Annotated in this window: 19 protein-coding genes; 10 read left to right on the forward strand and 9 right to left on the reverse strand. The window is 52.4% G+C overall.

Annotation, left to right across the window (positions count from 1 at the left end; translation table 11 throughout):
* Nucleotides 1–19 precede the first annotated feature (19 nt).
* Complete coding sequence (gene caiT / locus QMN38_RS13005; RefSeq protein WP_271440464.1) at nucleotides 20–1,537, reverse strand: L-carnitine/gamma-butyrobetaine antiporter; 1,518 nt, start codon at nucleotides 1,535–1,537, stop codon at nucleotides 20–22.
* Between the two features lie 481 nt (nucleotides 1,538–2,018).
* Here caiT and QMN38_RS13010 point away from each other — a divergent pair, with 481 nt between their 5' ends.
* The 9 genes from QMN38_RS13010 to folA all read left to right on the forward strand — a co-directional run bounded on the left by QMN38_RS13010 (nucleotide 2,019) and on the right by folA (nucleotide 10,348).
* Nucleotides 2,019–2,789 carry an electron transfer flavoprotein FixA gene (locus QMN38_RS13010; protein ID WP_323605184.1) on the forward strand — a complete coding sequence of 257 codons (771 nt, stop codon included), beginning with the start codon at nucleotides 2,019–2,021 and terminating at the stop codon, nucleotides 2,787–2,789.
* 15 nt (nucleotides 2,790–2,804) lie between these two features.
* The gene (locus QMN38_RS13015; RefSeq protein ID WP_271454653.1) at nucleotides 2,805–3,746 is read left to right on the forward strand and encodes an electron transfer flavoprotein subunit alpha/FixB family protein; all 942 of its coding nucleotides are present in this window, start codon (nucleotides 2,805–2,807) and stop codon (nucleotides 3,744–3,746) included.
* Between the two features lie 50 nt (nucleotides 3,747–3,796).
* The gene (locus QMN38_RS13020; protein WP_271449976.1) at nucleotides 3,797–5,083 is read left to right on the forward strand and encodes an FAD-dependent oxidoreductase; all 1,287 of its coding nucleotides are present in this window, start codon (nucleotides 3,797–3,799) and stop codon (nucleotides 5,081–5,083) included.
* Nucleotides 5,080–5,367 carry a ferredoxin-like protein FixX gene (fixX, locus tag QMN38_RS13025; RefSeq protein WP_096758345.1) on the forward strand — a complete coding sequence of 96 codons (288 nt, stop codon included), beginning with the start codon at nucleotides 5,080–5,082 and terminating at the stop codon, nucleotides 5,365–5,367. The genes QMN38_RS13020 and fixX overlap by 4 nt, the downstream gene beginning before the upstream one ends.
* A 146-nt stretch (nucleotides 5,368–5,513) precedes the next feature.
* Nucleotides 5,514–6,857, forward strand: a complete 1,344-nt coding sequence (locus QMN38_RS13030; RefSeq protein ID WP_323605185.1) for an MFS transporter — start codon at nucleotides 5,514–5,516, stop codon at nucleotides 6,855–6,857.
* A gap of 90 nt (nucleotides 6,858–6,947) precedes the next feature.
* Entirely contained in the window at nucleotides 6,948–7,181 is a 234-nt protein-coding gene (locus tag QMN38_RS13035; RefSeq protein WP_271440470.1) for a YgdI/YgdR family lipoprotein, read from the forward strand.
* 104 nt (nucleotides 7,182–7,285) lie between these two features.
* The gene (gene kefF / locus QMN38_RS13040) at nucleotides 7,286–7,816 is read left to right on the forward strand and encodes a glutathione-regulated potassium-efflux system oxidoreductase KefF (RefSeq protein WP_048212726.1); all 531 of its coding nucleotides are present in this window, start codon (nucleotides 7,286–7,288) and stop codon (nucleotides 7,814–7,816) included.
* On the forward strand, nucleotides 7,809–9,671 hold the full coding sequence (kefC, locus tag QMN38_RS13045; protein ID WP_271457049.1) for a glutathione-regulated potassium-efflux system protein KefC: 1,863 nt from the start codon (nucleotides 7,809–7,811) through the stop codon (nucleotides 9,669–9,671). The genes kefF and kefC overlap by 8 nt, the downstream gene beginning before the upstream one ends.
* Nucleotides 9,672–9,868: 197 nt before the next feature.
* Nucleotides 9,869–10,348, forward strand: coding sequence for a type 3 dihydrofolate reductase (gene folA / locus QMN38_RS13050; RefSeq protein ID WP_003018873.1), 480 nt, complete (start codon nucleotides 9,869–9,871; stop codon nucleotides 10,346–10,348).
* Nucleotides 10,349–10,446: 98 nt separating this feature from the next.
* Here folA and apaH read toward each other — a convergent pair whose 3' ends face one another.
* The 6 genes from apaH to lptD are packed head-to-tail and all read right to left on the reverse strand — an operon-like array spanning nucleotide 10,447 to nucleotide 17,189.
* On the reverse strand, nucleotides 10,447–11,295 hold the full coding sequence (apaH, locus tag QMN38_RS13055; RefSeq protein WP_271449973.1) for a bis(5'-nucleosyl)-tetraphosphatase (symmetrical) ApaH: 849 nt from the start codon (nucleotides 11,293–11,295) through the stop codon (nucleotides 10,447–10,449).
* A 10-nt stretch (nucleotides 11,296–11,305) separates the two neighbouring features.
* Nucleotides 11,306–11,683, reverse strand: a complete 378-nt coding sequence (apaG, locus tag QMN38_RS13060; RefSeq protein ID WP_003018867.1) for a Co2+/Mg2+ efflux protein ApaG — start codon at nucleotides 11,681–11,683, stop codon at nucleotides 11,306–11,308.
* Nucleotides 11,684–11,685: 2 nt separating this feature from the next.
* Nucleotides 11,686–12,507 carry a 16S rRNA (adenine(1518)-N(6)/adenine(1519)-N(6))-dimethyltransferase RsmA gene (gene rsmA, locus QMN38_RS13065; protein ID WP_048212723.1) on the reverse strand — a complete coding sequence of 274 codons (822 nt, stop codon included), beginning with the start codon at nucleotides 12,505–12,507 and terminating at the stop codon, nucleotides 11,686–11,688.
* The gene (gene pdxA, locus QMN38_RS13070; RefSeq protein ID WP_271440472.1) at nucleotides 12,500–13,495 is read right to left on the reverse strand and encodes a 4-hydroxythreonine-4-phosphate dehydrogenase PdxA; all 996 of its coding nucleotides are present in this window, start codon (nucleotides 13,493–13,495) and stop codon (nucleotides 12,500–12,502) included. The genes rsmA and pdxA overlap by 8 nt, the downstream gene beginning before the upstream one ends.
* Nucleotides 13,495–14,781, reverse strand: coding sequence for a peptidylprolyl isomerase SurA (gene surA / locus QMN38_RS13075; protein ID WP_271440473.1), 1,287 nt, complete (start codon nucleotides 14,779–14,781; stop codon nucleotides 13,495–13,497). The genes pdxA and surA overlap by 1 nt, the downstream gene beginning before the upstream one ends.
* Nucleotides 14,782–14,834: 53 nt before the next feature.
* A complete protein-coding gene (gene lptD / locus QMN38_RS13080) occupies nucleotides 14,835–17,189 on the reverse strand; it encodes an LPS assembly protein LptD (protein ID WP_323605186.1) in 2,355 nt (784 codons plus the stop codon).
* 450 nt (nucleotides 17,190–17,639) lie between these two features.
* On the opposite strand from lptD, the gene djlA reads away from it, so the two are divergent.
* Nucleotides 17,640–18,455 (forward strand): co-chaperone DjlA, encoded by an 816-nt coding sequence (gene djlA / locus QMN38_RS13085; RefSeq protein ID WP_323605187.1) that lies wholly within the window; start codon nucleotides 17,640–17,642, stop codon nucleotides 18,453–18,455.
* A gap of 96 nt (nucleotides 18,456–18,551) precedes the next feature.
* Here djlA and rluA read toward each other — a convergent pair whose 3' ends face one another.
* Both rluA and rapA read right to left on the reverse strand, forming a co-directional pair.
* The gene (gene rluA, locus QMN38_RS13090; RefSeq protein ID WP_137383748.1) at nucleotides 18,552–19,211 is read right to left on the reverse strand and encodes a bifunctional tRNA pseudouridine(32) synthase/23S rRNA pseudouridine(746) synthase RluA; all 660 of its coding nucleotides are present in this window, start codon (nucleotides 19,209–19,211) and stop codon (nucleotides 18,552–18,554) included.
* 11 nt (nucleotides 19,212–19,222) lie between these two features.
* Entirely contained in the window at nucleotides 19,223–22,129 is a 2,907-nt protein-coding gene (rapA, locus tag QMN38_RS13095; RefSeq protein ID WP_323605188.1) for an RNA polymerase-associated protein RapA, read from the reverse strand.
* Nucleotides 22,130–22,261: the final 132 nt, after the last annotated feature.

Below are 22,261 nucleotides of genomic sequence, written 5' to 3' on the forward strand. Positions count from 1 at the left end.
TCAATTGGGTTAATGAGAATTACTTGTCTTTCCAGTGCACTTTGGCGTCTTTAATAAAGGACAGCGTTACCATGATGTTGACGAAGAACAGCGGACATCCCCCGGCAATGATGGCAGTTTGAATCGGCTTCAATCCTCCCAGTGCCAGCAGAACAATACCGATGATGCCCACCAGGACGGACCACCCGATACGGACCAGCAGCGGTGGTTCTTCACCGTCGCGAACTTCGCGACAGGTCGACATCGCCAGGGTATAGGAACAGGCGTTAATCAGAGTGACAGTGGCAATGAAGCAGAGGATAAAGAATCCCCACATCGTGGCGGTGCTAAATGGTAAGGCGGCCCAGGTTTCGATAATGGCGCGCGCCACACCGTGTTGTTCAATCAACTGCGGGATATTGAGGATGTTTTTATCCATCAGCAGCAGCGTGTTACTGCCAAGGACAGTCCACAGGATCCAGGTCGAAGCGGTCAGACCCAGCACCATCCCGAAACACAGTTCACGTACGGTACGACCACGAGAAATACGTGCAAGGAAGATACTCATCTGGATGGCGTAAATGACCCACCATGCCCAGTAGAAGACGGTCCAGCCCTGCGGGAATCCGCCTTTGCCGATAGCATCGGTATAGAACAACATGCGCGGCAAATACATCAGCAGCATCCCGACGGAGTCGGTGAAGTAGTTCATGATGAAGCTGGCACCGCTGACGATAAACACCCAACCGAGCATCAGGAAACTCAGGTAGCTACGCACATCACTGGCGATCTTGACCCCTTTTTGCAGGCCACAGGCTACGCAAATAGCGTTCAGGATGATCCAGCAGGTAATGATGATGGCATCTAATTGCAGCGTATGCGGAATGCCGAACAGGTACTGCATACACTCGGTTACCAGCGGTGTCGCCAGACCGAGACTGGTACCCATCGCAAAGATCAGCGCCACCAGATAGAAGTTATCGACGATCGTTCCGAACAAGCCCTTTGCATGCTTTTCGCCAACCAGCGGCACCAGTGTAGAGCTGGGGCGGATGACGTCCATTTTGCGCACAAAGAAGAAGTAGGCGAAGGCAACGGAGAGGAAGCTATAGGTTGCCCATGGCAGCGGCCCCCAGTGGAACAGGCTGTATGCCAGGCCTATCTCTTTCGCACCTGTCGAGTTCGGGGCGAGAGCAAAGGGGGGCGTAGAGATATAGTAGTAGATCTCTATCGAGCCCCAGAACAGTACGGCAGCGGATGTACAGGAAGCGAACATCATAAAAATCCAGCTGGCGGTGCTAAATTCTGGTTTTTCGTCGCCTAATTTCTTTTTGGCGTACGGACCAAAAACCAGCCAGAACCAGCCGAAGAGCATGATGACCATATACCATTCAAATGCCCAACCCCAGACATTGGTGACATAACTAAATACCGCATTAATAACCACATTAGCGGCATCAAGATCTCTTACTGTTAGCCAGCAAAGTATCCCGACAATTATTAATGGCGGAAAGAAAACCTTAGGTTCAATTCCCGACTTTCTCTTTTCATTTTTCATAATTGAATTCCAGTGTGAAAACGAAATTTATTTAGCGTTCCCGTTTGTAATCTTTTGTTTATTTATTATTAATGATTTGTTGATAACTATTTAACCTCTGGGGCGCCTCAGTGAGTAACTCATAATGGGTATTCGTAACGGGTGGTTCTGTGATGTGTATCACGATTTTTTATGCTGGCAATTTTGGCTTAAATATCAATATTAATCCTTGATATTCAATTGTTTGTGATTGGTTTTTTAACTTTTTTAAGTGTTTATCTTTCAATATTGTTGAACCAGCAAACAATATTGAAAATTTTCCTTTTTGACACGTTTCTTTCAATATTGGTGAGATGCATAACACTATTGAAAGTTATGAATATCAATGTGTGACATTTTCAATATTGGTGATTAATGTTTTATTTCCGAATTAAAGAGCGTGATATTTGTATTTAACACCGCCGATATAAATAACGTTTCCTTCATGATTTCTGGAGATGCAATGAAGATAATTACTTGCTACAAATGCGTACCTGATGAACAGGATATTGCAATTAATAATGCTGACGGTTCACTGGATTTCAGTAAAGCGGATGGCAAAATCAGCCAATATGATCTGAATGCAATCGAAGCTGCGTGTCAGTTAAAACAGCAGCAAGGAGAAGCACAGGTTGTCGCCATGAGCGTGGGGGGAAAAGCACTGACCAACGCCAAAGGGCGTAAAGATGTGCTCTCCCGTGGCCCTGATGAACTGATTGTGGTGATTGACGAGCAGTTTGAACAGGCGCTGCCACAACATACCGCGAGCGCACTGGCCGCTGCCGCACAAAAATCAGGCTTTGATCTGATTATCTGTGGTGATGGTTCTTCCGATTTGTACGCACAGCAGGTTGGTCTGCTGGTGGGCGAAGCACTGAATATCCCGGCGATTAACGGTGTAAGCAAGATCCTGTCCCTAACGGATAACACCCTTACAGTAGAACGCGAACTGGAAGATGAAATTGAGACCCTGAGCATACCGCTGCCGGCGGTGATTGCGGTCTCAACTGACATCAACACGCCACAAATCCCTTCGATGAAAGCCATTCTCGGTGCAGCGAAAAAGCCGGTTCAGGTCTGGTCGCCAGCGGACATTGGATTTACTGGCGCACAGGCGTATTCCGTACAACAGGTTGCCGCACCGAAACAACGCGAGCGTCAACGCGTTGTGATTGAAGGCGACGGTGAAGAACAGATTGCCGCATTTGTCGAGAATCTTCGCAAAATCATTTAATTATCAGGGGATGTTATGAACAAGTTTTCCAGTGTCTGGGTATTCAGCGATACCCCTTCTCGTCTGCCGGAACTGATGAGTGGTGCGCAGGCTTTAGGTGAAAAGGTTAACACATTCGTACTGAATGACGCTGATAGCGCGATGGCATTCCAATTGGGTGCGGATCATGCCTGGTTGCTTAGCGGTAAACCAGAAGATCGCATGGTGGAGGATTATGCCGGGGTAATGGCTGAGACGATTCGTCAGCACAGCGAAGGGGGTGCGGTACTGCTACCGAATACGCGTCGCGGCAAGTTGTTAGCGGCAAAACTGGGTTTTCGTTTGTCAGCGGCAGTTTCCAATGATGCCAGTGCAGTGACATTGCAGGACGGGAAAGCAGCGGTCAAACATATGGTCTACGGTGGCCTGGCAATGGGAGCGGAAACCATCGCGTCACCGTTTGCCGTACTGACGCTTAGTAGCGGGACATTTGACGCCCAACAGCCAGATACCTCCCGTAACGGCGAGATGCACACCGTGCAATGGCAGGCTCCGGCCATTGCCGTGACCCGTACGGCAACTCAGGCGCGTCAGAGCAACAGTGTCGATCTTGACAAGGCTCGTCTGGTGGTCAGCGTGGGACGTGGTATCGGCAGCAAAGAAAATATCTCTCTGGCTGAAGCGCTGTGTCAGACGATTGGCGCTGAGCTGGCCTGTTCCCGCCCGGTAGCGGAGAACGAGAAGTGGATGGAACACGAGCGTTACGTTGGTATTTCTAACCTGATGTTGAAACCTGAACTGTATCTGGCCGTGGGGATCTCCGGGCAGATCCAACATATGGTTGGCGCCAACGGCGCGCAGACAATCTTCGCTATCAACAAAGACAAAAATGCACCGATCTTCCAGTACGCGGATTTCGGCATCGTTGGTGATGCACTGAAGATCCTGCCTGCGCTGACGGCCGCCTTAGCGCGCTAAACCATATCGGGCAGGGTACGAGAGTACCCTGCTGCAGAGAGGAGTTTGTTATGTCCGAAGATATCTTTGATGCCATCATCGTGGGTGCAGGCCTGGCCGGTTCGGTTGCGGCGCTGGTGCTCGCCCGCGAAGGCGCACAAGTGTTGGTTATCGAGCGCGGAAATTCTGCTGGCGCGAAGAATGTCACCGGCGGGCGCATGTATGCGCATAGTCTGGAGCGCATTATCCCAGGCTTTGCCGAACAAGCCCCGATTGAACGTGTGATTACCCACGAAAAACTCGCCTTTATGACCGACAAAGGGGCGATGACTATCGACTATTGCAACGGTGAGGATGCTGCATCGTCGCAGGTTTCTTACTCCGTATTACGCAGTAAGTTTGACGCCTGGCTGATGGAGCAGGCCGAAGAAGCCGGCGCTCAGCTCATTACCGGTATTCGTGTGGATAACGTCGTGCAGCGCGATGGCAAAGTCGTGGGCGTGGAAGCCGATGGCGATATTCTGGAAGCGAAAGTGGTGATCCTTGCCGATGGGGTGAATTCTCTGTTGGCAGAAAAGTTGGGAATGGCAAAGCGCGTTCAGGCTGCACATGTCGCCGTTGGCGTGAAAGAGCTGATCGAGTTGCCAAAGTCGGTGATTGAGGATCGCTTTCAGTTGCAGGGTAACGAAGGCGCCGCCTGTCTGTTTGCCGGGTCGCCAACCGATGGCCTGATGGGAGGCGGCTTCCTGTATACAAATGAAACAACGCTCTCTCTGGGTCTGGTCTGTGGTCTTCATCATCTGAAAGACGCGAAAAAATCGGTCCCGCAAATGCTGGAAGATTTCAAACAGCATCCGGCTGTAGCGCCGCTGATTGCCGGTGGCAAGCTGGTGGAATACGCCGCGCACGTCGTACCTGAAGCCGGAATGAATATGCAGCCTGAGCTGGTAGGCGATGGCGTCCTGATTGCCGGTGATGCTGCCGGGATGTGTATGAATCTCGGCTTCACCATCCGCGGTATGGATTTAGCGATATCGGCAGGTGAGGCCGCGGCGAAGACAGTGCTTTCTGCCATGACGCGTGACGACTTTAGCAAACAGTCGCTCGGTGAATACCATCAGCACCTGGATGATGGCCCGATGCGCGACATGCGCATGTATCAAAAGCTGCCTGCATTTCTTGATAATCCACGCATGTTTACCGCCTATCCCGAAATGGCGGTCAGTATTGCCCGCGATCTATTCACCGTCGATGGTTCCGCTCCGGTGCCCATGCGTAAAAAAATCCTGCGCCATGCGAAGAAAGTGGGTTTCATCAACCTGATGAAAGATGGCCTGAAAGGAGTGACCGTATTATGACATCTCCCGTCAATGTGGACGTCAAACTGGGCGTCAATAAATTCAATGTGGATGAAGAGAGCCCACATATCATTCTGAAAACGCAGCCGGATAAACAGGTACTGGAGGTGCTGATTAAGGCCTGTCCGGCGGGGCTGTATAAAAAGCAGGATGATGGCAGCGTGCGTTTTGATTATGCCGGGTGCCTTGAGTGCGGGACGTGCCGAATTCTCGGACTTGATACGGCGCTGGAGAAATGGGAATACCCGCGCGGGACGTTTGGCGTGGAGTTCCGCTACGGCTAATAAGTACGAGGTTGTGCCCCGTAGGCCGGATAAGATGCGGTAGCATCGCCATCCGGCAATCATGTGGCGCCAATGCCGGATGGCGGCGTAAACGCCTTATCCGGCCTACAGATGACGCTTTGCCCGTGTTGAAACAGGAAGTCGCTATGCAGCAGCCCAGGAACTTTGATGACATCAAATTTACCTCTATTCACCGCCGGATAATGCTGTGGGGCAGCGGTGGACCATTCCTGGATGGATATGTGCTGGTGATGATTGGTGTTGCGCTGGAGCAGCTCACGCCAGCGTTAAAACTGGATGCCGAGTGGATTGGCCTGCTGGGTGCCGGAACGTTGGCCGGGCTATTTGTCGGTACGTCGCTGTTTGGTTACATTTCCGATAAGGTCGGGCGGCGCAAAATGTTCATCATCGATATTATCGCCATTGGCGTGATATCGGCGGCGACGATGTTTGTGACCTCGCCCGTTGAGTTGTTAGTGATGCGTGTATTAATTGGGGTGGTTATTGGCGCCGATTACCCGATTGCGACCTCGATGATCACCGAGTTTTCCAATACCCGTCAACGCGCGTTCTCCATCGGTTTTATTGCCGCGATGTGGTATGTCGGTGCCACCTGCGCCGATCTGGTCGGCTACTGGCTGTACGATGTTGAGGGCGGATGGCGTTGGATGCTCGGCAGCGCGGTGATCCCCTGCATTTTGATCCTGATTGGCCGTTTTGATCTTCCTGAATCGCCGCGCTGGCTGTTGCGCAAAGGCCGGGTGAAAGAGTGTGAAGCGATGATGATCAAACTGTTCGGCGAACCGGTGGTGTTCGACGAAGAAGCGCCACAGGAAACCCGTTTTCTTCAGTTGTTTAATCGTCGTCACTTTCCATTTGTTTTGTTTGTCGCGGCTATCTGGACCTGCCAGGTGATCCCGATGTTTGCTATTTACACTTTTGGTCCGCAGATTGTTGGCTTGCTGGGCCTTGGTGTTGGAAAAAGCGCCGCGTTGGGGAATGTGGTGATCAGCCTGTGTTTCATGCTGGGCTGTATTCCACCGATGTTCTGGCTCAATAGCGTAGGTCGTCGGCCGTTGTTGATTGGCAGCTTTATCATGATGACGCTGGCGTTGGCCGCTCTGGGGTTGATCCCGGATATGGGGGCCTGGCTGGTGGTGCTGGCCTTCGCTGTGTATGCGTTTTTCTCTGGGGGGCCAGGGAACCTGCAATGGTTGTATCCTAATGAACTGTTCCCTACCGATATTCGTGCGTCTGCCGTTGGTGTGATCATGTCGTTGAGCCGCATCGGAACCATTGTTTCAACATGGGCACTGCCGATCTTCATCACGAAATATGGGATCAACTCCGTGATGTTAATGGGGGCAGGGATTTCGTTGATTGGCCTGCTGGTTTCTATTGCCTTCGCGCCAGAAACGCGAGGATTGACGCTGACGCAAACCAGTCAAATGACGATTCGTAGAAAACCGATGTCCAGAGCGAGTGGCTAAGAGTGTTCTGTATTTTCCCTGTGACTCAGTTAGTTAGCCTACAGTTAACGGGTATATCACTGAAAATGACTGAAAAGCAGGGAGAACACCATGCAAAAACATATTCTGATCACCTCCATTTTTACCGCCGCAGCACTGTTTACCGTTGCCGGTTGTTCCTCTAATCAGGCGGTCAAAACGACCGACGGTAAAACGATCGTCACCGATGGCAAACCGCAAGTGGATGAAGATACGGGCCTGGTCTCGTATAAAAATGCGGAAACGGGTAAGACGGAACAAATTAACCGCGATCAGGTTAAGAATATGAGCGAGCTGGACAACTAGTTCAGTTTTCTACATTCATCTACTCAATAATATTGGCTTTTAGCCTGCGGATTAACTGACTAAACTCACTGTTATTACAATAATGCAGTGATCGCAGGCTAATCATGATTCTCATCATTTATGCACATCCCTATCCGCAGCATTCGCATGCGAATAAGCGGATGCTTGAGCAGGTAAGGACACTGGAGGGAGTGGAGGTTCGTTCGCTCTACGAACTCTATCCTGATTTCAATATCGATATCGCCGCAGAACAGGACGCGCTGTCACGTGCGAGTCTGATTATCTGGCAACATCCCATGCAATGGTACAGCACACCTCCGTTACTCAAACTGTGGATGGATAAGGTCCTCTCCCACGGCTGGGCGTATGGTCACGGCGGCACCGCGCTGCATGGCAAACACCTGATGTGGGCAGTAACCACTGGCGGCGGTGAAAACCACTTTGATATCGGTTCCCACCCCGGGTTTGACGTGCTTTCCCAGCCTTTACAGGCCACGGCGTTATACTGCGGACTCAAATGGCTGCCACCGTTTGCCATGCACTGTACGTTCATCTGTGATGATGAAACGCTACAGGCGCAGGCGCGCCACTATAAACAACGTCTGATGGAATGGCAGGAGGAACACCATGGATAGTCATACGCTGATACAGGCGCTGATTTATCTCGGTTCGGCAGCGCTGATTGTACCCATCGCCGTGCGCCTGGGTTTAGGGTCGGTGTTGGGCTATCTCATCGCCGGGTGCATTATCGGCCCGTGGGGCTTGAGGCTGGTGACGGACGCCGAATCTATCCTGCATTTTGCGGAAATCGGCGTAGTGCTGATGCTGTTTGTTATTGGTCTGGAGCTGGATCCACAGCGTCTGTGGAAGCTGCGGGCCTCGGTGTTTGGCGGCGGTGCACTGCAGATGGTGGTCTGTGGAGGGCTGATTGGCCTGTTCTGTATGTTCCTCGGACTGCGCTGGCAGGTGGCGGAGCTGATCGGTATGACGCTGGCGCTTTCATCCACCGCGATTGCGATGCAGGCAATGAATGAACGTAACCTGATGGTTTCGCAAATGGGGCGTAGCGCGTTTGCCGTGCTGTTGTTCCAGGATATCGCGGCCATTCCGCTGGTGGCGATGATCCCACTACTGGCGACGAGCGGTGCATCGACAACACTGGGGGCATTTGCGCTGTCGGCGCTTAAAGTGGCGGGGGCGCTGACGTTGGTGGTGCTGTTAGGGCGTTATGTCACGCGTCCGGCATTGCGTTTTGTCGCCCGCTCGGGCCTGCGAGAAGTGTTCAGCGCCGTCGCGCTGTTTCTTGTTTTCGGCTTTGGCTTGCTGCTGGAAGAAGTCGGGTTATCAATGGCGATGGGCGCGTTTCTGGCGGGCGTTCTGTTGGCGAGCTCTGAGTATCGTCATGCGTTGGAAAGCGACATTGAGCCGTTTAAAGGCCTGCTGTTGGGGCTGTTTTTCATCGGCGTGGGTATGTCTATCGATTTTGGTACGCTGATTGATAACCCATTGCGTATTATCGTTCTGTTGGTCGGTTTCCTGGTAATTAAAACCGTGATGCTGTGGCTTATTGCCCGGCCATTACAGGTGCCGGGTAAGCAGCGTCGCTGGTTTGCCGTATTATTAGGGCAGGGCAGTGAATTTGCTTTCGTGGTATTTGGCGCGGCGCAAATGGCAAATGTGCTCGATCCCGAATGGGCGAAAGCACTGACGCTGGCGGTGGCATTATCGATGGCGGCTACGCCGATTTTACTGGTTGTCCTGACGCGTCTGGAAAAATCGGCTACCGGTGAAGAACGTGAAGCAGATGAAATTGATGAAGAGCAACCGCGAGTCATCATCGCTGGATTTGGACGCTTCGGGCAGATAACCGGTCGTCTGCTGCTGTCGAGTGGTGTCAAGATGGTGGTCCTTGATCACGATCCGGATCATGTTGAGACGTTGCGCAAATTTGGTATGAAGGTTTTCTATGGTGATGCGACGCGAATGGATCTGCTGGAGTCTGCGGGAGCAGCCAAAGCGGAAGTGATCATTAATGCCATCGACGATCCCCAAACCAGCCTGCAACTGACCGAGATGGTGAAAGATCACTTCCCGCATCTGCAAATTATTGCCCGAGCGCGCGATGTGGATCACTACATTCGTCTGCGCCAGGCCGGGGTGGAAATGCCGGAACGTGAAACCTTCGAAGGCGCATTAAAAACCGGACGACTGGCGTTGGAAAGTCTCGGGCTTGGGCGTTATGAAGCACGTGAGCGCGCTGACGTCTTCCGGCGCTTCAATATATTGATGGTTGAGGAGATGGTGAAAGGCGAAGATGACGCGATTTCCCGTGCGGCTGTATATAAGCGTACCAGCGCAATGCTGAGTGAAATTATTGCCGAAGATCGTCAACATTTATCGTTAATTCAACGCCATGGCTGGCAAGGCACGGATGAAGGTAAACATACGGGCGACACCGCCGATGAGCCGGAAGTGAAACCGTCAGCGTAGGGGAAAAATGTGATGTTCTGCAAACTTTACTGCTAGTTGACTGTTTTTGAACGACTGTAATGCTGGGAGTCCACTCAGAATTCACGGACTCGCCAGCAGAACAGAAAATTTTCCTGCACATCTTCCTTTGGCTAGTCGACGAAAGATTGCGCTTTCCGTATAGTGGCGACAATTTTTTTGTATCCGGGAAATAATCAATGATCAGTCTGATTGCGGCGTTAGCGGTAGATCGCGTCATCGGTATGGAGAACGCCATGCCGTGGAACCTACCTGCCGATCTCGCCTGGTTTAAACGTAATACCTTAAACAAACCGGTTGTCATGGGACGCCATACCTGGGAATCCATCGGGCGACCGCTGCCTGGGCGTAAAAATATCGTCATCAGCAGCAAACCCGGCACCGACGATCGCGTGCAGTGGGTGAAGTCTGTCGATGAGGCGATTGCAGCCTGTGGCGATGAACCTGAAATTATGGTGATTGGTGGTGGGCGCGTGTATGAGCAGTTCCTGCCGAAAGCGCAGAAACTGTATCTGACACATATTGATGCGGAAGTGGAAGGGGATACGCATTTCCCGGACTACGAACCGGATGACTGGGAATCGGTGTTCAGCGAATTCCACGATGCCGACGCGCAAAACTCCCACAGCTACTGCTTCGAGATTCTGGAGCGTCGTTAATCATGTCACTGCCGGATGGCGCTGCGCTTATCCGGCCTACAGGGTGACATATGCGTAGGCCGGATAAGGTGCGAGCACCGCATCCGGCAGACGACTTATCAGGCGTTGACCGCCTCGCCCGGGTCCAGATTCAGATGGCGGTTTGACGGCTGTACAAAGTACTGCTTGTCTTCCCAGCGCAGACAGGTGAGATCTCCCCCCCAACAGCAGCCCGTATCCAGCGCGTAAATACCTTCCGGTGTGCCTTTTCCCTCCAGCGATGCCCAGTGTCCAAATGCAATGCTATAGGCTTCACTGACGGGGCCGGGGATAGCAAACCACGGCTTTAGCGGGGCAGGTGCATCTTCTGGCGACTCTTTACTGTACATATCTAACTGGCCATTGGGGAAGCAGTAACGCATGCGGGTAAACGCGTTAGTAATAAAACGCAGGCGGGCCAGCCCCGTCAGCTCCGGCGTCCAGTTGTTCGGCATGTCGCCGTACATAGCATCAAGGAAAAACGGATAAGAGTCACTCGACAGCACGGCTTCCACGTCCCGTGCACAGTCTTTCGCGGTCTGCAAATCCCATTGAGGGGTAATGCCAGCATGCGCCATGACCAGTTTTTTCTCTTCGTCTACCTGCAGCAGCGGCTGACGGCGAAGCCAGTTAATTAATTCGTCAGCATCCGGTGCTTCGAGCAGCGATGTGACTCTGTCTTTTGGTTTATTACGACTGATTCCGGCAAACACAGCCAGCAGGTGTAAATCGTGATTACCCAATACCAGGCGCACGCTGTCGCCCAGCGATTTCACATAGCGCAGGACGTCCAGCGATCCTGGCCCACGTGCGACCAAATCGCCGGTGAGCCATAAGGTGTCTTTTCCAGGGGTAAAGTCTACTTGATGCAGCAATGCTGTCAGTTCATCGTAGCAACCATGAACGTCGCCAATCAGGTATGTTGCCATAGATATTGTTTTAATGAATGAGTGTTGGAACGGCAAGTCGGAATACGGGAATATCGATAGTAAAGGCGATGCCCTGCTCATCGATCATTTCGTAATGACCCTGCATGGTGCCCAGCGGTGTTTCAATAACGGCACCGCTGGTGTACTGGTACTCTTCGCCAGGTTCGATGTGAGGCTGAACGCCAACTACACCTTCACCCTGAACTTCGGTTTCGCGCCCATGACCATTGGTTATCAACCAATAACGCCCCAACAGCTGCACTGGCGCTCGCCCCAAATTGCGGATAGTCACGGTATAAGCAAAAACGTAACGTTCATCATCAGGTGAGGATTGCGCCTCAATGTAGACGCTTTGTACCTGAATACACACTCGGGGCGAATTGATCATGCTTAACTCTCCTTCGAAGGCGCGTTTTCTGACAGATAGTTAGCCATCCGGCAGTATTGCGCGACAGAGATATTTTCCGCTCGCATTGCCGGGTCGATGCCCAACTCTGTCAGTACTTCAACGCTGAACAGATTACCGAGGCTATTACGTACCGTTTTACGGCGCTGATTAAACGCTTCGGTGGTAATTCGGCTCAGGACGCGAACATCTTTAACCGGGTACGGCATCGTCGCGTGAGGGACCAGGCGTACAACGGCGGAATCTACTTTCGGTGCTGGTGTGAAAGCCGACGGTGGAACCTCGAGCACCGGGATCACATTGCAGTAATATTGCGCCATGACGCTTAATCGACCATACGCTTTACTGTTTGGCCCTGCAACCAGACGATTGACCACCTCTTTTTGCAACATGAAATGCATGTCGGCAATGGCATCAGTATAGGTAAAAAGATGGAACATCAGCGGTGTGGAGATGTTGTACGGCAGGTTGCCAAATACGCGCAGCGGCTGACCCATCGTTTGTGATAGCTCACCGAAGTTCATGGTCATGGCATCTTGCTGATAAATAGTCAGCTTTGGCCCTAAAAACGGGTGTGTTTGCAGACGTGCAGCCAGATCGCGGTCCAGTTCGATGACCGTGAGCTTGTCCAGACGTTCGCCAACTGGCTCGGTCAATGCAGCAAGGCCCGGGCCGATTTCGACCATTGCCTGACCCTTTTGCGGGTTGATAGCAGAGACAATACTTTCGATCACAAACTGATCGTTGAGGAAGTTTTGCCCGAAACGTTTACGGGCTAAATGGCCCTGATGGACTCGATTATTCATTGGTATTAACAATCATTTTGATGGCGAGATTAAGCGCCGTAATAAAACTGCCGACATCTGCTTGCCCACGACCCGCCAGTTCGAGTGCGGTGCCGTGATCAACGGATGTGCGAATAAAGGGCAGGCCCAGCGTGATATTCACTCCGCGACCAAATCCCTGGTATTTTAGCACGGGGAGGCCCTGATCGTGGTACATTGCCAGCACGGCATCCGCGCTGTTGAGATATTTGGGCTGAAACAGGGTATCTGCAGGCAGTGGACCGTTTAATTTCATCCCCTGCGCACGCAGTTCATCCAGTACCGGGATGATGGTGTCTATTTCTTCCGTCCCCATATGACCGCCTTCTCCCGCATGCGGATTCAAGCCGCAAACCAGAATATGCGGATCGTTCAGGCCAAATTTGGTACGTAAATCATGATGCAGAATGCCGATCACTTCCCGCAATAATGCCGGGGTAATGGCGTCAGCAACGGCTTTAAGCGGCAGATGTGTGGTCGCCAGAGCAACACGCAGCTCTTCCGTTGCCAGCATCATCACGACTTTCTTCGCCTGTGAGCGGTCTTCAAAAAACTCAGTATGCCCGGTAAACGGCACGCCAGCGTCATTGATCACGCCTTTGTGGACGGGGCCGGTTATCAGCGCTGCAAATTCGCCCTGTAGACAACCATCGCAGGCACGAGCCAGCGTGTCGACGACGTATTGCCCATTCTCTACCATCAGTTGACCCGCGACGACAGGCGTGCGGCGCAGCGCAACCGGCAATAGCGTCAGCGTACCGGCTGATTGTGGTTTGGCTGGGGTATCTGGAGAGTAGGGTAGGAGCGAGAGCGGTAAACCGAGCATGGCTGCCCGGTCACGGAGTAGCGTGGCATCAGCACAAACAACGAGTTCTACCGGCCACTCGCGCTGTGCAAGCTGGACCACAAGGTCCGGACCAATCCCGGCAGGTTCGCCGGGAGTGATCACAACACGTTGAGTTCGAGTCATTAGTTGCTCAGAATTTTAACGTACGCACTGGCGCGTTGTTCCTGCATCCAGGTCGCTGCTTCTTCCGAGAATTTACGGTTCATCAGCATGCGATAAGCCCTGTCTTTCTGTGCCGCGTCAGTTTTATCAACATTTCGCGTATCCAGCAGCTCGATCAGATGCCAGCCGAAGGAAGAGTGCACCGGCGCGCTCATCTGACCTTTGTTCAGGCGGGTCAGTGCATCGCGGAAAGCAGGATCGAAAATATCGGCTGCAGCCCAACCCAGGTCACCGCCCTGGTTTGCTGAGCCCGGATCCTGAGAGAACTCTTTTGCTGCTGCTGCAAAGGTCGTTTTACCGCTCTTAATATCAGCCGCGATTTGTTCCAGTTTCAGGCGAGCCTGTTGATCGGTCATGATCGGCGACGGTTTCAGCAGAATATGGCGGGCATGAACTTCAGTCACGGAGACGCTCTGGCTCTGACCACGCATATCGTTGACTTTCAGAATATGGAAGCCGACACCTGAACGAATCGGGCCAATAATATCGCCTTTTTTCGCGGTGCTTAATGCCTGAGCAAAGATACCGGGCAGTTCCTGAATTCGTCCCCAGCCCATCTGGCCGCCTTTCAGCGCCTGCTGGTCAGCAGAATAGGTGATGGCCAGCTTGCCAAAATCGCTACCGCTACGCGCTTCGTCAACCACAGAACGCGCCTGGCTTTCCGCCTGGTTAACCTGGTCTGACGTTGGGTTTTCCGGTAATGGAATCAAAATGTGGCTCAGGTTCAGCTCAGTGCTGGCATCATTTTGGTTGCCAACTTGCTGCGCCAGGGCATCAACTTCCTGTGGCAGGATCGTGACGCGACGGCGAACTTCATTATTACGCACTTCAGAGATGGTCATCTCTTTACGGATCTGGTTGCGATAGGTCGAATAACTCAGACCATCCTGAGCCAGACGGCTGCGCATTTGATCCAGCGTCATATTGTTCTGCTTGGCAATGTTGGCAATAGCCTGATCTAACTGCTCATCAGAGATTTTTACACCCATCTTCTGACCCATCTGTAGAACGATTTGATCCATGATCAAACGTTCCAGGATCTGATGACGCAGCGTGGCATCGTCCGGTAATTGCTGACCTGCCTGACCCGCATTAAGTTTTACTGACTGCATTAAGCCATCGACGTCGCTTTCCAGAACGACGCCGTTATTGACGACGGCTGCGACTTTATCGACCACCTGTGGGGCAGCGAAACTGGTATTCGCGACCATGGCGATACCGAGAAGCAGCGTTTTCCAGTTCTTCATACTTTTTCCATTTCAATTAACCGCAATGCGGATTACGTTGTAAATCAATCAGATCATAAAGAGCTTTGATACGGCAAAATGTTCGAACGCAGCATCTGGTTGGTGCCAAGGCCATAGTTAGAGCTCAGGCCGCGCAGTTCGATATTAAAGCCGATCGAGTTGTCATATACCGCGTGTTTCTGGGTGTCATCCCAACCATTCAGCTTACGTTCGTAGCCGACGCGAATGGCATAACAGCAGGAGTTGTACTGCAAGCCCAGCATGGAATCCGCCACTTTGTTCACATTGGTATCGAAGTAGTAAGCCCCGACGATTGACCAACGCTCAGCGATCGGCACGCTCGCCACTGCACCCACCTGAGAAATCCCGTTTTTATACTGATCTGCCGTAGAGTAATACGAGGGCAGGGTCGCCTGGATATATTCCGGGCTGGCATAGCGGTAGTTCAACTGCAGCATACGGTTTTCGTCGCGACGGTACTCGATGCTGCTGCTGCTGGTGGCGATACTGTCCAGACGCGTGTCGTACTGAATCCCACTGCGTAAACCCCAACGATCGGAGATGCGCCAGTAGGTATCGCCAGCCCATACCAGTGAACCGGTTTTGTCGTCATTCTCCCATTTAATGTTGTCATCGCCAGTGCGAGACTCGGTGAAATAGTAGATTTGACCCACAGAAATATTAAAACGTTCAACGGCCGCGTCATCATAAACGCGAGATGTGACGCCGGTCGTTACCTGGTTTGCGGAGGCAATACGGTCCAGACCGCCATAGGTGCGGTCACGGAACAGGCCGCTGTAGTCAGATTGCAGCAGGGAAGAGTCATAGTTATAGATATGACTTTGGTTGCGATACGGCACATATAAATACTGCGCACGCGGCTCCAGTGTCTGGGTATAGCCTGGTGCCAGCATTTCCATATCACGTTCGAAGACCAGCTTACCGTCGACTTTGAACTGCGGCATGACGCGGTTAGCGGAGTCGTCCAGCTTCGTGGTGTTATTCGCGTTATACCAATCCAGATTGGTCTGCTGGTAGTGCGTCGCCATTAGCTTCGCTTCAGTGTTGATACTTCCCCACTGATTGGATAGCGGCAGATTGATGGTCGGCTCAAGGTGCACACGCGTCGCTTCCGGCATATCGTCATTGGTATTGACGAAATGCACCGCCTGTCCATAAATACGGGTATCAAATGGACCAACGTCATTCTGATAGAAGTTGACGTCTAACTGTGGCTGAGCGGAATAACTGCTGTTGTTCTGATCGTCAAAGACCTGGAACTGTTTAGTTGAGAGCGTTGCATCAAAGTTTTGCACCGCATAGCCGACACTGAATTTCTGTGTCGCATAACCGTCGGTGCTGGAACCGTACTTATTGTCAAAATCATTAAAGTAGCTGGAGTCGCTGACTTTGGTGTAGTCGACGTTGAAACGCCACACCTGGTCCATCACACCGGCGTGTTGCCAGTAAAACAGCCAGCGACGTGAATTATCATCTTTCGGATGTTCGTCGTCGTAGACCCGGTCGGAATTCAGATAGTCGAGTTCCATCAGACCCATACCTGCCTGGGTCAGGTAACGGAATTCGTTCTCCCACATCACGCCGCCACGGCGATGCATATAATGCGGCGTAATGGTGGCGTCCATGTTGGGCGCGATATTCCAGTAATATGGCAGGTAGAACTCAAAATAGTTCTTGGTGGAGTATTTTGCGTTCGGGATCAAGAAACCGGAACGGCGCTTATCGCCGACAGGGAGTTGTAAATAGGGGCTGTAAAACACCGGAACCGGGCCCAGTTTAAAACGGGCGTTCCAGATTTCAGCGACCTGTTCTTCACGGTCATGGATCACTTCACTACCGACGACGCTCCAGGTATTGGAACCCGGAAGACAGGAGGTAAAACTGCCGTTTTCCAGAATAGTGTAGCGATTTTCACCACGCTGTTTCATCAGGTCCGCTTTCCCGCGCCCCTGACGTCCCACCATCTGGTAGTCACCTTCCCAGACGTTGGTGTCTTTCGTATTCAGGTTTGCCCATCCCTTTGGTCCCTTCAGAATGACCTGGTTGTCATCATAATGGACGTTGCCCAGAGCATCGACGGTACGAACGGGAGCGGGTTGACCTTCGGCCTGCTTTTGATGAAGCTGCACTTCATCGGCTTGTAGGCGGCTGTTACCCTGCGCAATATCCACGTTGCCGGTAAACACGGCGTCATCAGGGTAGTTCCCTTTCGCGTGATCGGCATTGATGGTGACAGGTAACTCATTGGTGTCGCCCTGCACCAGAGGACGGTTGTAGCTTGGCACGCCCAACATGCACTGTGAGGCGAGATCGGCTGCCAGGCCCTGTTGACTATAGAGGGCGCTGGCAATCATGGTGGCCAGAAGAGTGGGAATACGTTTTTTCATACGTTGTATTTATTGTTCCATCATCAGTAGCGTCGCGCGTGACAAACGGTCACAGCCTAACTTATCTCATCTTCACTTCGCTAGTATTAATCCTGCCCATTTTATGCCCGTCACCTTTCAAGCTGCATATTCGTTGTCTTCTTCGTTTTCCCCAGTTACCTGCACTGTAAAGCGTCAGGGGATGCGATGAGGGATTTCTTTATCCCTCTTCGGCGGCAGTCTGCGGTTGTTCAAATTCGTTCCAGACGAATTTGTCACTGCGTTGCTGCCTTGTCGTAACTCGAAATCCAACGGGTATAGCGTTTGTGGTGTTAGGCACGGCATTGAATGACAGGTATGATAATGCAAATTATAGGCTATGTCCCACAATTGACCGCAGCCGTAAAACGGTAAAAGCACCTTATATTGTGGGACATAGCCTGGCCAAGAGCATAAAGATTTGGGGAATGTATGCAGTATTGGGGAAAGATTATTGGTGTGGCCGTTGCCTTAATGATGGGCGGCGGCTTCTGGGGTGTGGTGTTAGGCCTGTTAGTTGGCCATATGTTCGACAAAGCCCGCATGCGCAAAATGGCATGGTTCGCCAACCAACGAGAGCGTCAGGCGCTGTTTTTTGCCACCACTTTTGAGGTGATGGGGCATCTGACTAAATCCAAGGGACGTGTTACTGAGGCGGATATTCATATCGCCAGCCAGTTGATGGAGCGCATGAATTTGCACGGTGATTCGCGTACTGCGGCGCAGCATGCTTTCCGCGTGGGAAAATCAGACAATTACCCATTACGTGAAAAGATGCGTCAGTTTCGTAGTGTCTGCTTTGGTCGATTCGATCTGATCCGCATGTTTCTGGAAATTCAGATCCAGGCGGCATTTGCCGATGGGTCGTTGCATCCTAACGAGCGTGAAGTGCTGTACGTCATCGCTGAAGAACTGGGGATTTCGCGTACCCAGTTTGATCAGTTCCTCCGCATGATGCAGGGTGGGGCGCAGTTTGGCGGCGGATATCAACAGCAATCTGCGGGCGGCGGCTGGCAGCAGGCGCAACGCGGACCCACGCTGGAAGATGCCTGTAACGTGTTGGGGGTAAAAGCAACAGATGATGCAACCACCATTAAGCGCGCCTATCGTAAGCTGATGAGCGAGCACCATCCGGACAAACTGGTTGCGAAAGGCCTGCCACCAGAAATGATGGAAATGGCGAAGCAAAAAGCACAAGAAATTCAAAAAGCGTATGAGCTAATTAAAGAACAGAAAGGCTTTAAATAATAATTATGCCGGATGACGGCTAGCGCCTTATCCGGCCTACGTTGATAACTGTAGACCGGGCAAGCGAAGCGCCCCCGGCATAAATGGGAACTGAATTTAAAAATCCGCCGGGACTTTAAACGTCATACTGTTGCCGTATTCGGGATGGGTGATGGTTAACATCTCTGCGTGCAGCAGCAGCCTCGGTGCCATTGCCAGCGCCTCCGGTGGCGCATAGAAACGGTCACCCAGAATCGGGTGTCCTAACGCCAGCATATGCACGCGTAGCTGATGGGAACGTCCAGTAATAGGTTTTAGCACCACCCGGGCGGTATTATCCGCGGCAAACTCCACGACTTCGTATTCTGTTTGCGCGGATTTTCCGGTTTCATAGCACACCTTTTGCTTTGGCCGGTTGGGCCAGTCACAAATCAGCGGTAAATCAACCAGGCCTTCGGCAGGTGCAGGATGTCCCCACACCCGCGCCACGTACTGTTTCTTCGGCTCACGCTCGCGAAACTGGCGTTTGAGTTCGCGCTCTGCTGCTTTGGTCAGCGCCACTACAATCACGCCGCTGGTAGCCATATCCAGACGATGTACGGATTCGGCTTGTGGATAGTCGCGCTGAATACGTGTCATCACGCTGTCTTTATGCTCATCCAGGCGACCCGGTACGGACAACAAGCCGCTTGGCTTGTTGACCACCATAATGTGCTCATCCTGGTACAGGATAACCAACCAGGGTTCCTGCGGCGGATTGTAGTTTTCCATCCCCATTTTCAGCTCCGTTACTGATGTGTCACGACGATCAGGCGTAGCGCATCCAGTCGCCAGCCAGCCTGATCGAGGCTTTCCATCACCTGCTGACGGTTGCTTTCTATGGCTGCAAGCTCGTCATCACGGATGTTCGGGTTCACGGCTCGTAGCGCTTCGAGACGCGACAGTTCCGCGGTCAGTTTCTCATCTGCTTCTTTACGTGCTGCATCGATCAGCGCACGGGCCGATTTTTCTACCTGCGCTTCACCGAGTTGCAGAATGGCATGAACATCCTGCTGCACGGCATTGACCAGTTTGCTGCCGGTGTGGCGGTTAACGGCGCTGAGCTGACGGTTAAAGGTTTCGAATTCAACCTGGGCGGCAAGATTATTGCCGTTTTTATCCAGCAGCATGCGTACCGGCGTTGGCGGCAGGAAGCGGTTTAACTGCAACTGTTTTGGCGCTTGCGCTTCAACAACGTAGACCAGTTCAACCAGCAGAGTACCGACCGGTAATGCTTTGTTTTTCAGCAACGAAATGGTGCTGCTACCGGTATCGCCGGAGAGGATCAGATCCAGACCATTACGGATTAGCGGGTGCTCCCAGGTAATAAACTGCGCGTCTTCACGCGACAGAGCGACATCACGCTCAAACGTAATGGTGCAGCCATCTTCCGGCAGTCCTGGGAAATCAGGCACCAGCATGTGATCGGAAGGTGTCAGCACGATCAAATTGTCGCCACGGTCATCCTGATTAATACCAACGATATCAAACAGGTTCATCGCGAAGGCGATCAGGCTAGTATCGTCGTCTTGTTCTTCAATACTTTCAGCCAACGCCAGTGCTTTTTCGCCGCCGTTAGAGTGGATCTCCAGCAGGCGATCGCGACCTTGCTCCAACTGAGCTTTCAGCGCGTCATGCTGTTCGCGGCAGGTTTTGATCAAATCGTCAAAGCCATCGGTGTTTTCTGGCTCCGCCAGGTAGCCGATCAGATTGTTATAAACCGTATCATAAATGGTGCGTCCGGTCGGACAGGTGTGTTCGAACGCATCCAGACCTTCGTGGTACCAGCGTACCAGCACGGACTGCGCGGTTTTTTCCAGGTACGGAACGTGGATCTGAATATCATGCGCCTGACCAATACGGTCCAGACGACCAATACGCTGTTCCAGCAGGTCCGGGTTAAACGGTAGGTCAAACATCACCAGATTGCTGGCGAACTGGAAGTTACGCCCTTCGGAGCCGATTTCAGAACACAGCATTACCTGGGCGCCGCTATCTTCTTCGCTAAACCAGGCTGCGGCGCGGTCACGCTCAATGATCGACATCCCTTCATGGAACACGGCGGCGCGGATACCTTCGCGCTCGCGCAGCACTTGCTCAAGTTGCAACGCGGTGGTTGCTTTCGCACAGATCACCAGCACTTTCTGTGAGCGGTGGCTGGTCAGGTAACCCATCAGCCATTCAACGCGCGGGTCAAAGTTCCACCAGGTTCCGGTATCGCCTTCAAATTCCTGATAAATCTGTTCGGGGTAGAGCATGTCGCGTGCGCGATCTTCCGCACTCTTACGTGCACCCATAATGCCCGAGACTTTGATTGCTGTCTGGTATTGGGTTGGCAGCGGCAGCTTGATGGTATGCAGTTCGCGTTTCGGGAAGCCTTTCACACCATTACGGGTGTTACGGAACAGCACGCGGCTGGTGCCGTGTCTGTCCATCAGCATCGAAACCAGCTCCTGACGCGCGCTTTGGGCGTCATCACTGTCGCTGTTCGCTGCCTGTAATAGCGGCTCAATATCCTGTTCGCCAATCATGTCGCCAAGCATGTTTAGCTCATCGTTACTCAGCTTGTTACCTGCCAGCAGCATGGCAACCGCATCGGCAACCGGGCGATAATTTTTTTGTTCTTCAACGAACTGGGCAAAATCGTGGAAGCGGCTTGGGTCCAGCAGGCGCAAACGCGCAAAGTGACTTTCCATGCCGAGTTGTTCCGGCGTTGCGGTCAGCAGCAGGATACCCGGCACGCGCTCTGCCAGCTGTTCAATGGCCATATACTCGCGGCTGGGCGCATCTTCGCTCCATACCAGGTGATGGGCTTCATCGACAATCAGCAGGTCCCATTCGGCATCACACAGATGCTCCAGACGTTGTTTACTGCGACGGGCAAAGTCCAGCGAGCAGATAACCAGTTGCTCAGTTTCAAACGGGTTGTAGGCATCGTGCTGCGCTTCTGCATAGCGTTCGTCATCGAACAGCGCGAAACGCAGGTTGAAACGGCGCAGCATTTCGACCAGCCACTGGTGCTGTAAAGTTTCAGGGACGATGATCAGTACACGCTCGGCAGCACCAGACAGCAGTTGCTGATGCAGGATCATCCCGGCTTCAATGGTTTTACCTAAACCAACTTCGTCTGCCAGCAGAACGCGAGGCGCATGGCGGCGGCCGACATCGTGGGCGATGTTAAGCTGGTGTGGGATCAGGCTGGTGCGCTGACCGCGCAGACCACTCCACGGCATGCGGTACTGTTCGCTTTGAAATTTACGCGCACGATAGCGCAGTGCGAAGCGGTCCATTCGGTCAATCTGGCCAGCAAACAGGCGATCCTGGGGTTTACTGAACACCAGCTTGCTGTCGAGCAGCACTTCACGCAATATGACGCCAGTTTCTTCGGTGTCGAGACGGGTTCCGATATAAGCAAGCAGGCCGTTTTCTTCTTTTACTTCATCGACATGCAGTTGCCAGCCTTCATGGCTTGTTATCGTATCGCCAGGATTGAACATCACGCGGGTCACGGGGGAATCACTGCGCGCATACAGACGGTTTTCGCCCGTCGATGAGAAAAGTAAAGTGACGGTTCGCGCATCCATGGCGACAACGGTACCAAGTCCCAATTCGCTTTCTGTATCGCTGATCCAGCGTTGACCAAGTGTAAAAGGCATATGTGTTCGGCTCTATATCTTTAATTGCAGGTAATACTCGTCATTTTTCGGGCTAGCCCGAGGTTTTGAGAGCATACGACCCCGCTACCAGGCTAATAAATCAGTGGTAGTGGTGTTAAATGGGTCCAGGAA

The organism is Citrobacter sp. R-1.5.2 (genome assembly GCF_035064245.1).
Taxonomy (GTDB): Bacteria; Pseudomonadota; Gammaproteobacteria; order Enterobacterales; family Enterobacteriaceae; genus Citrobacter.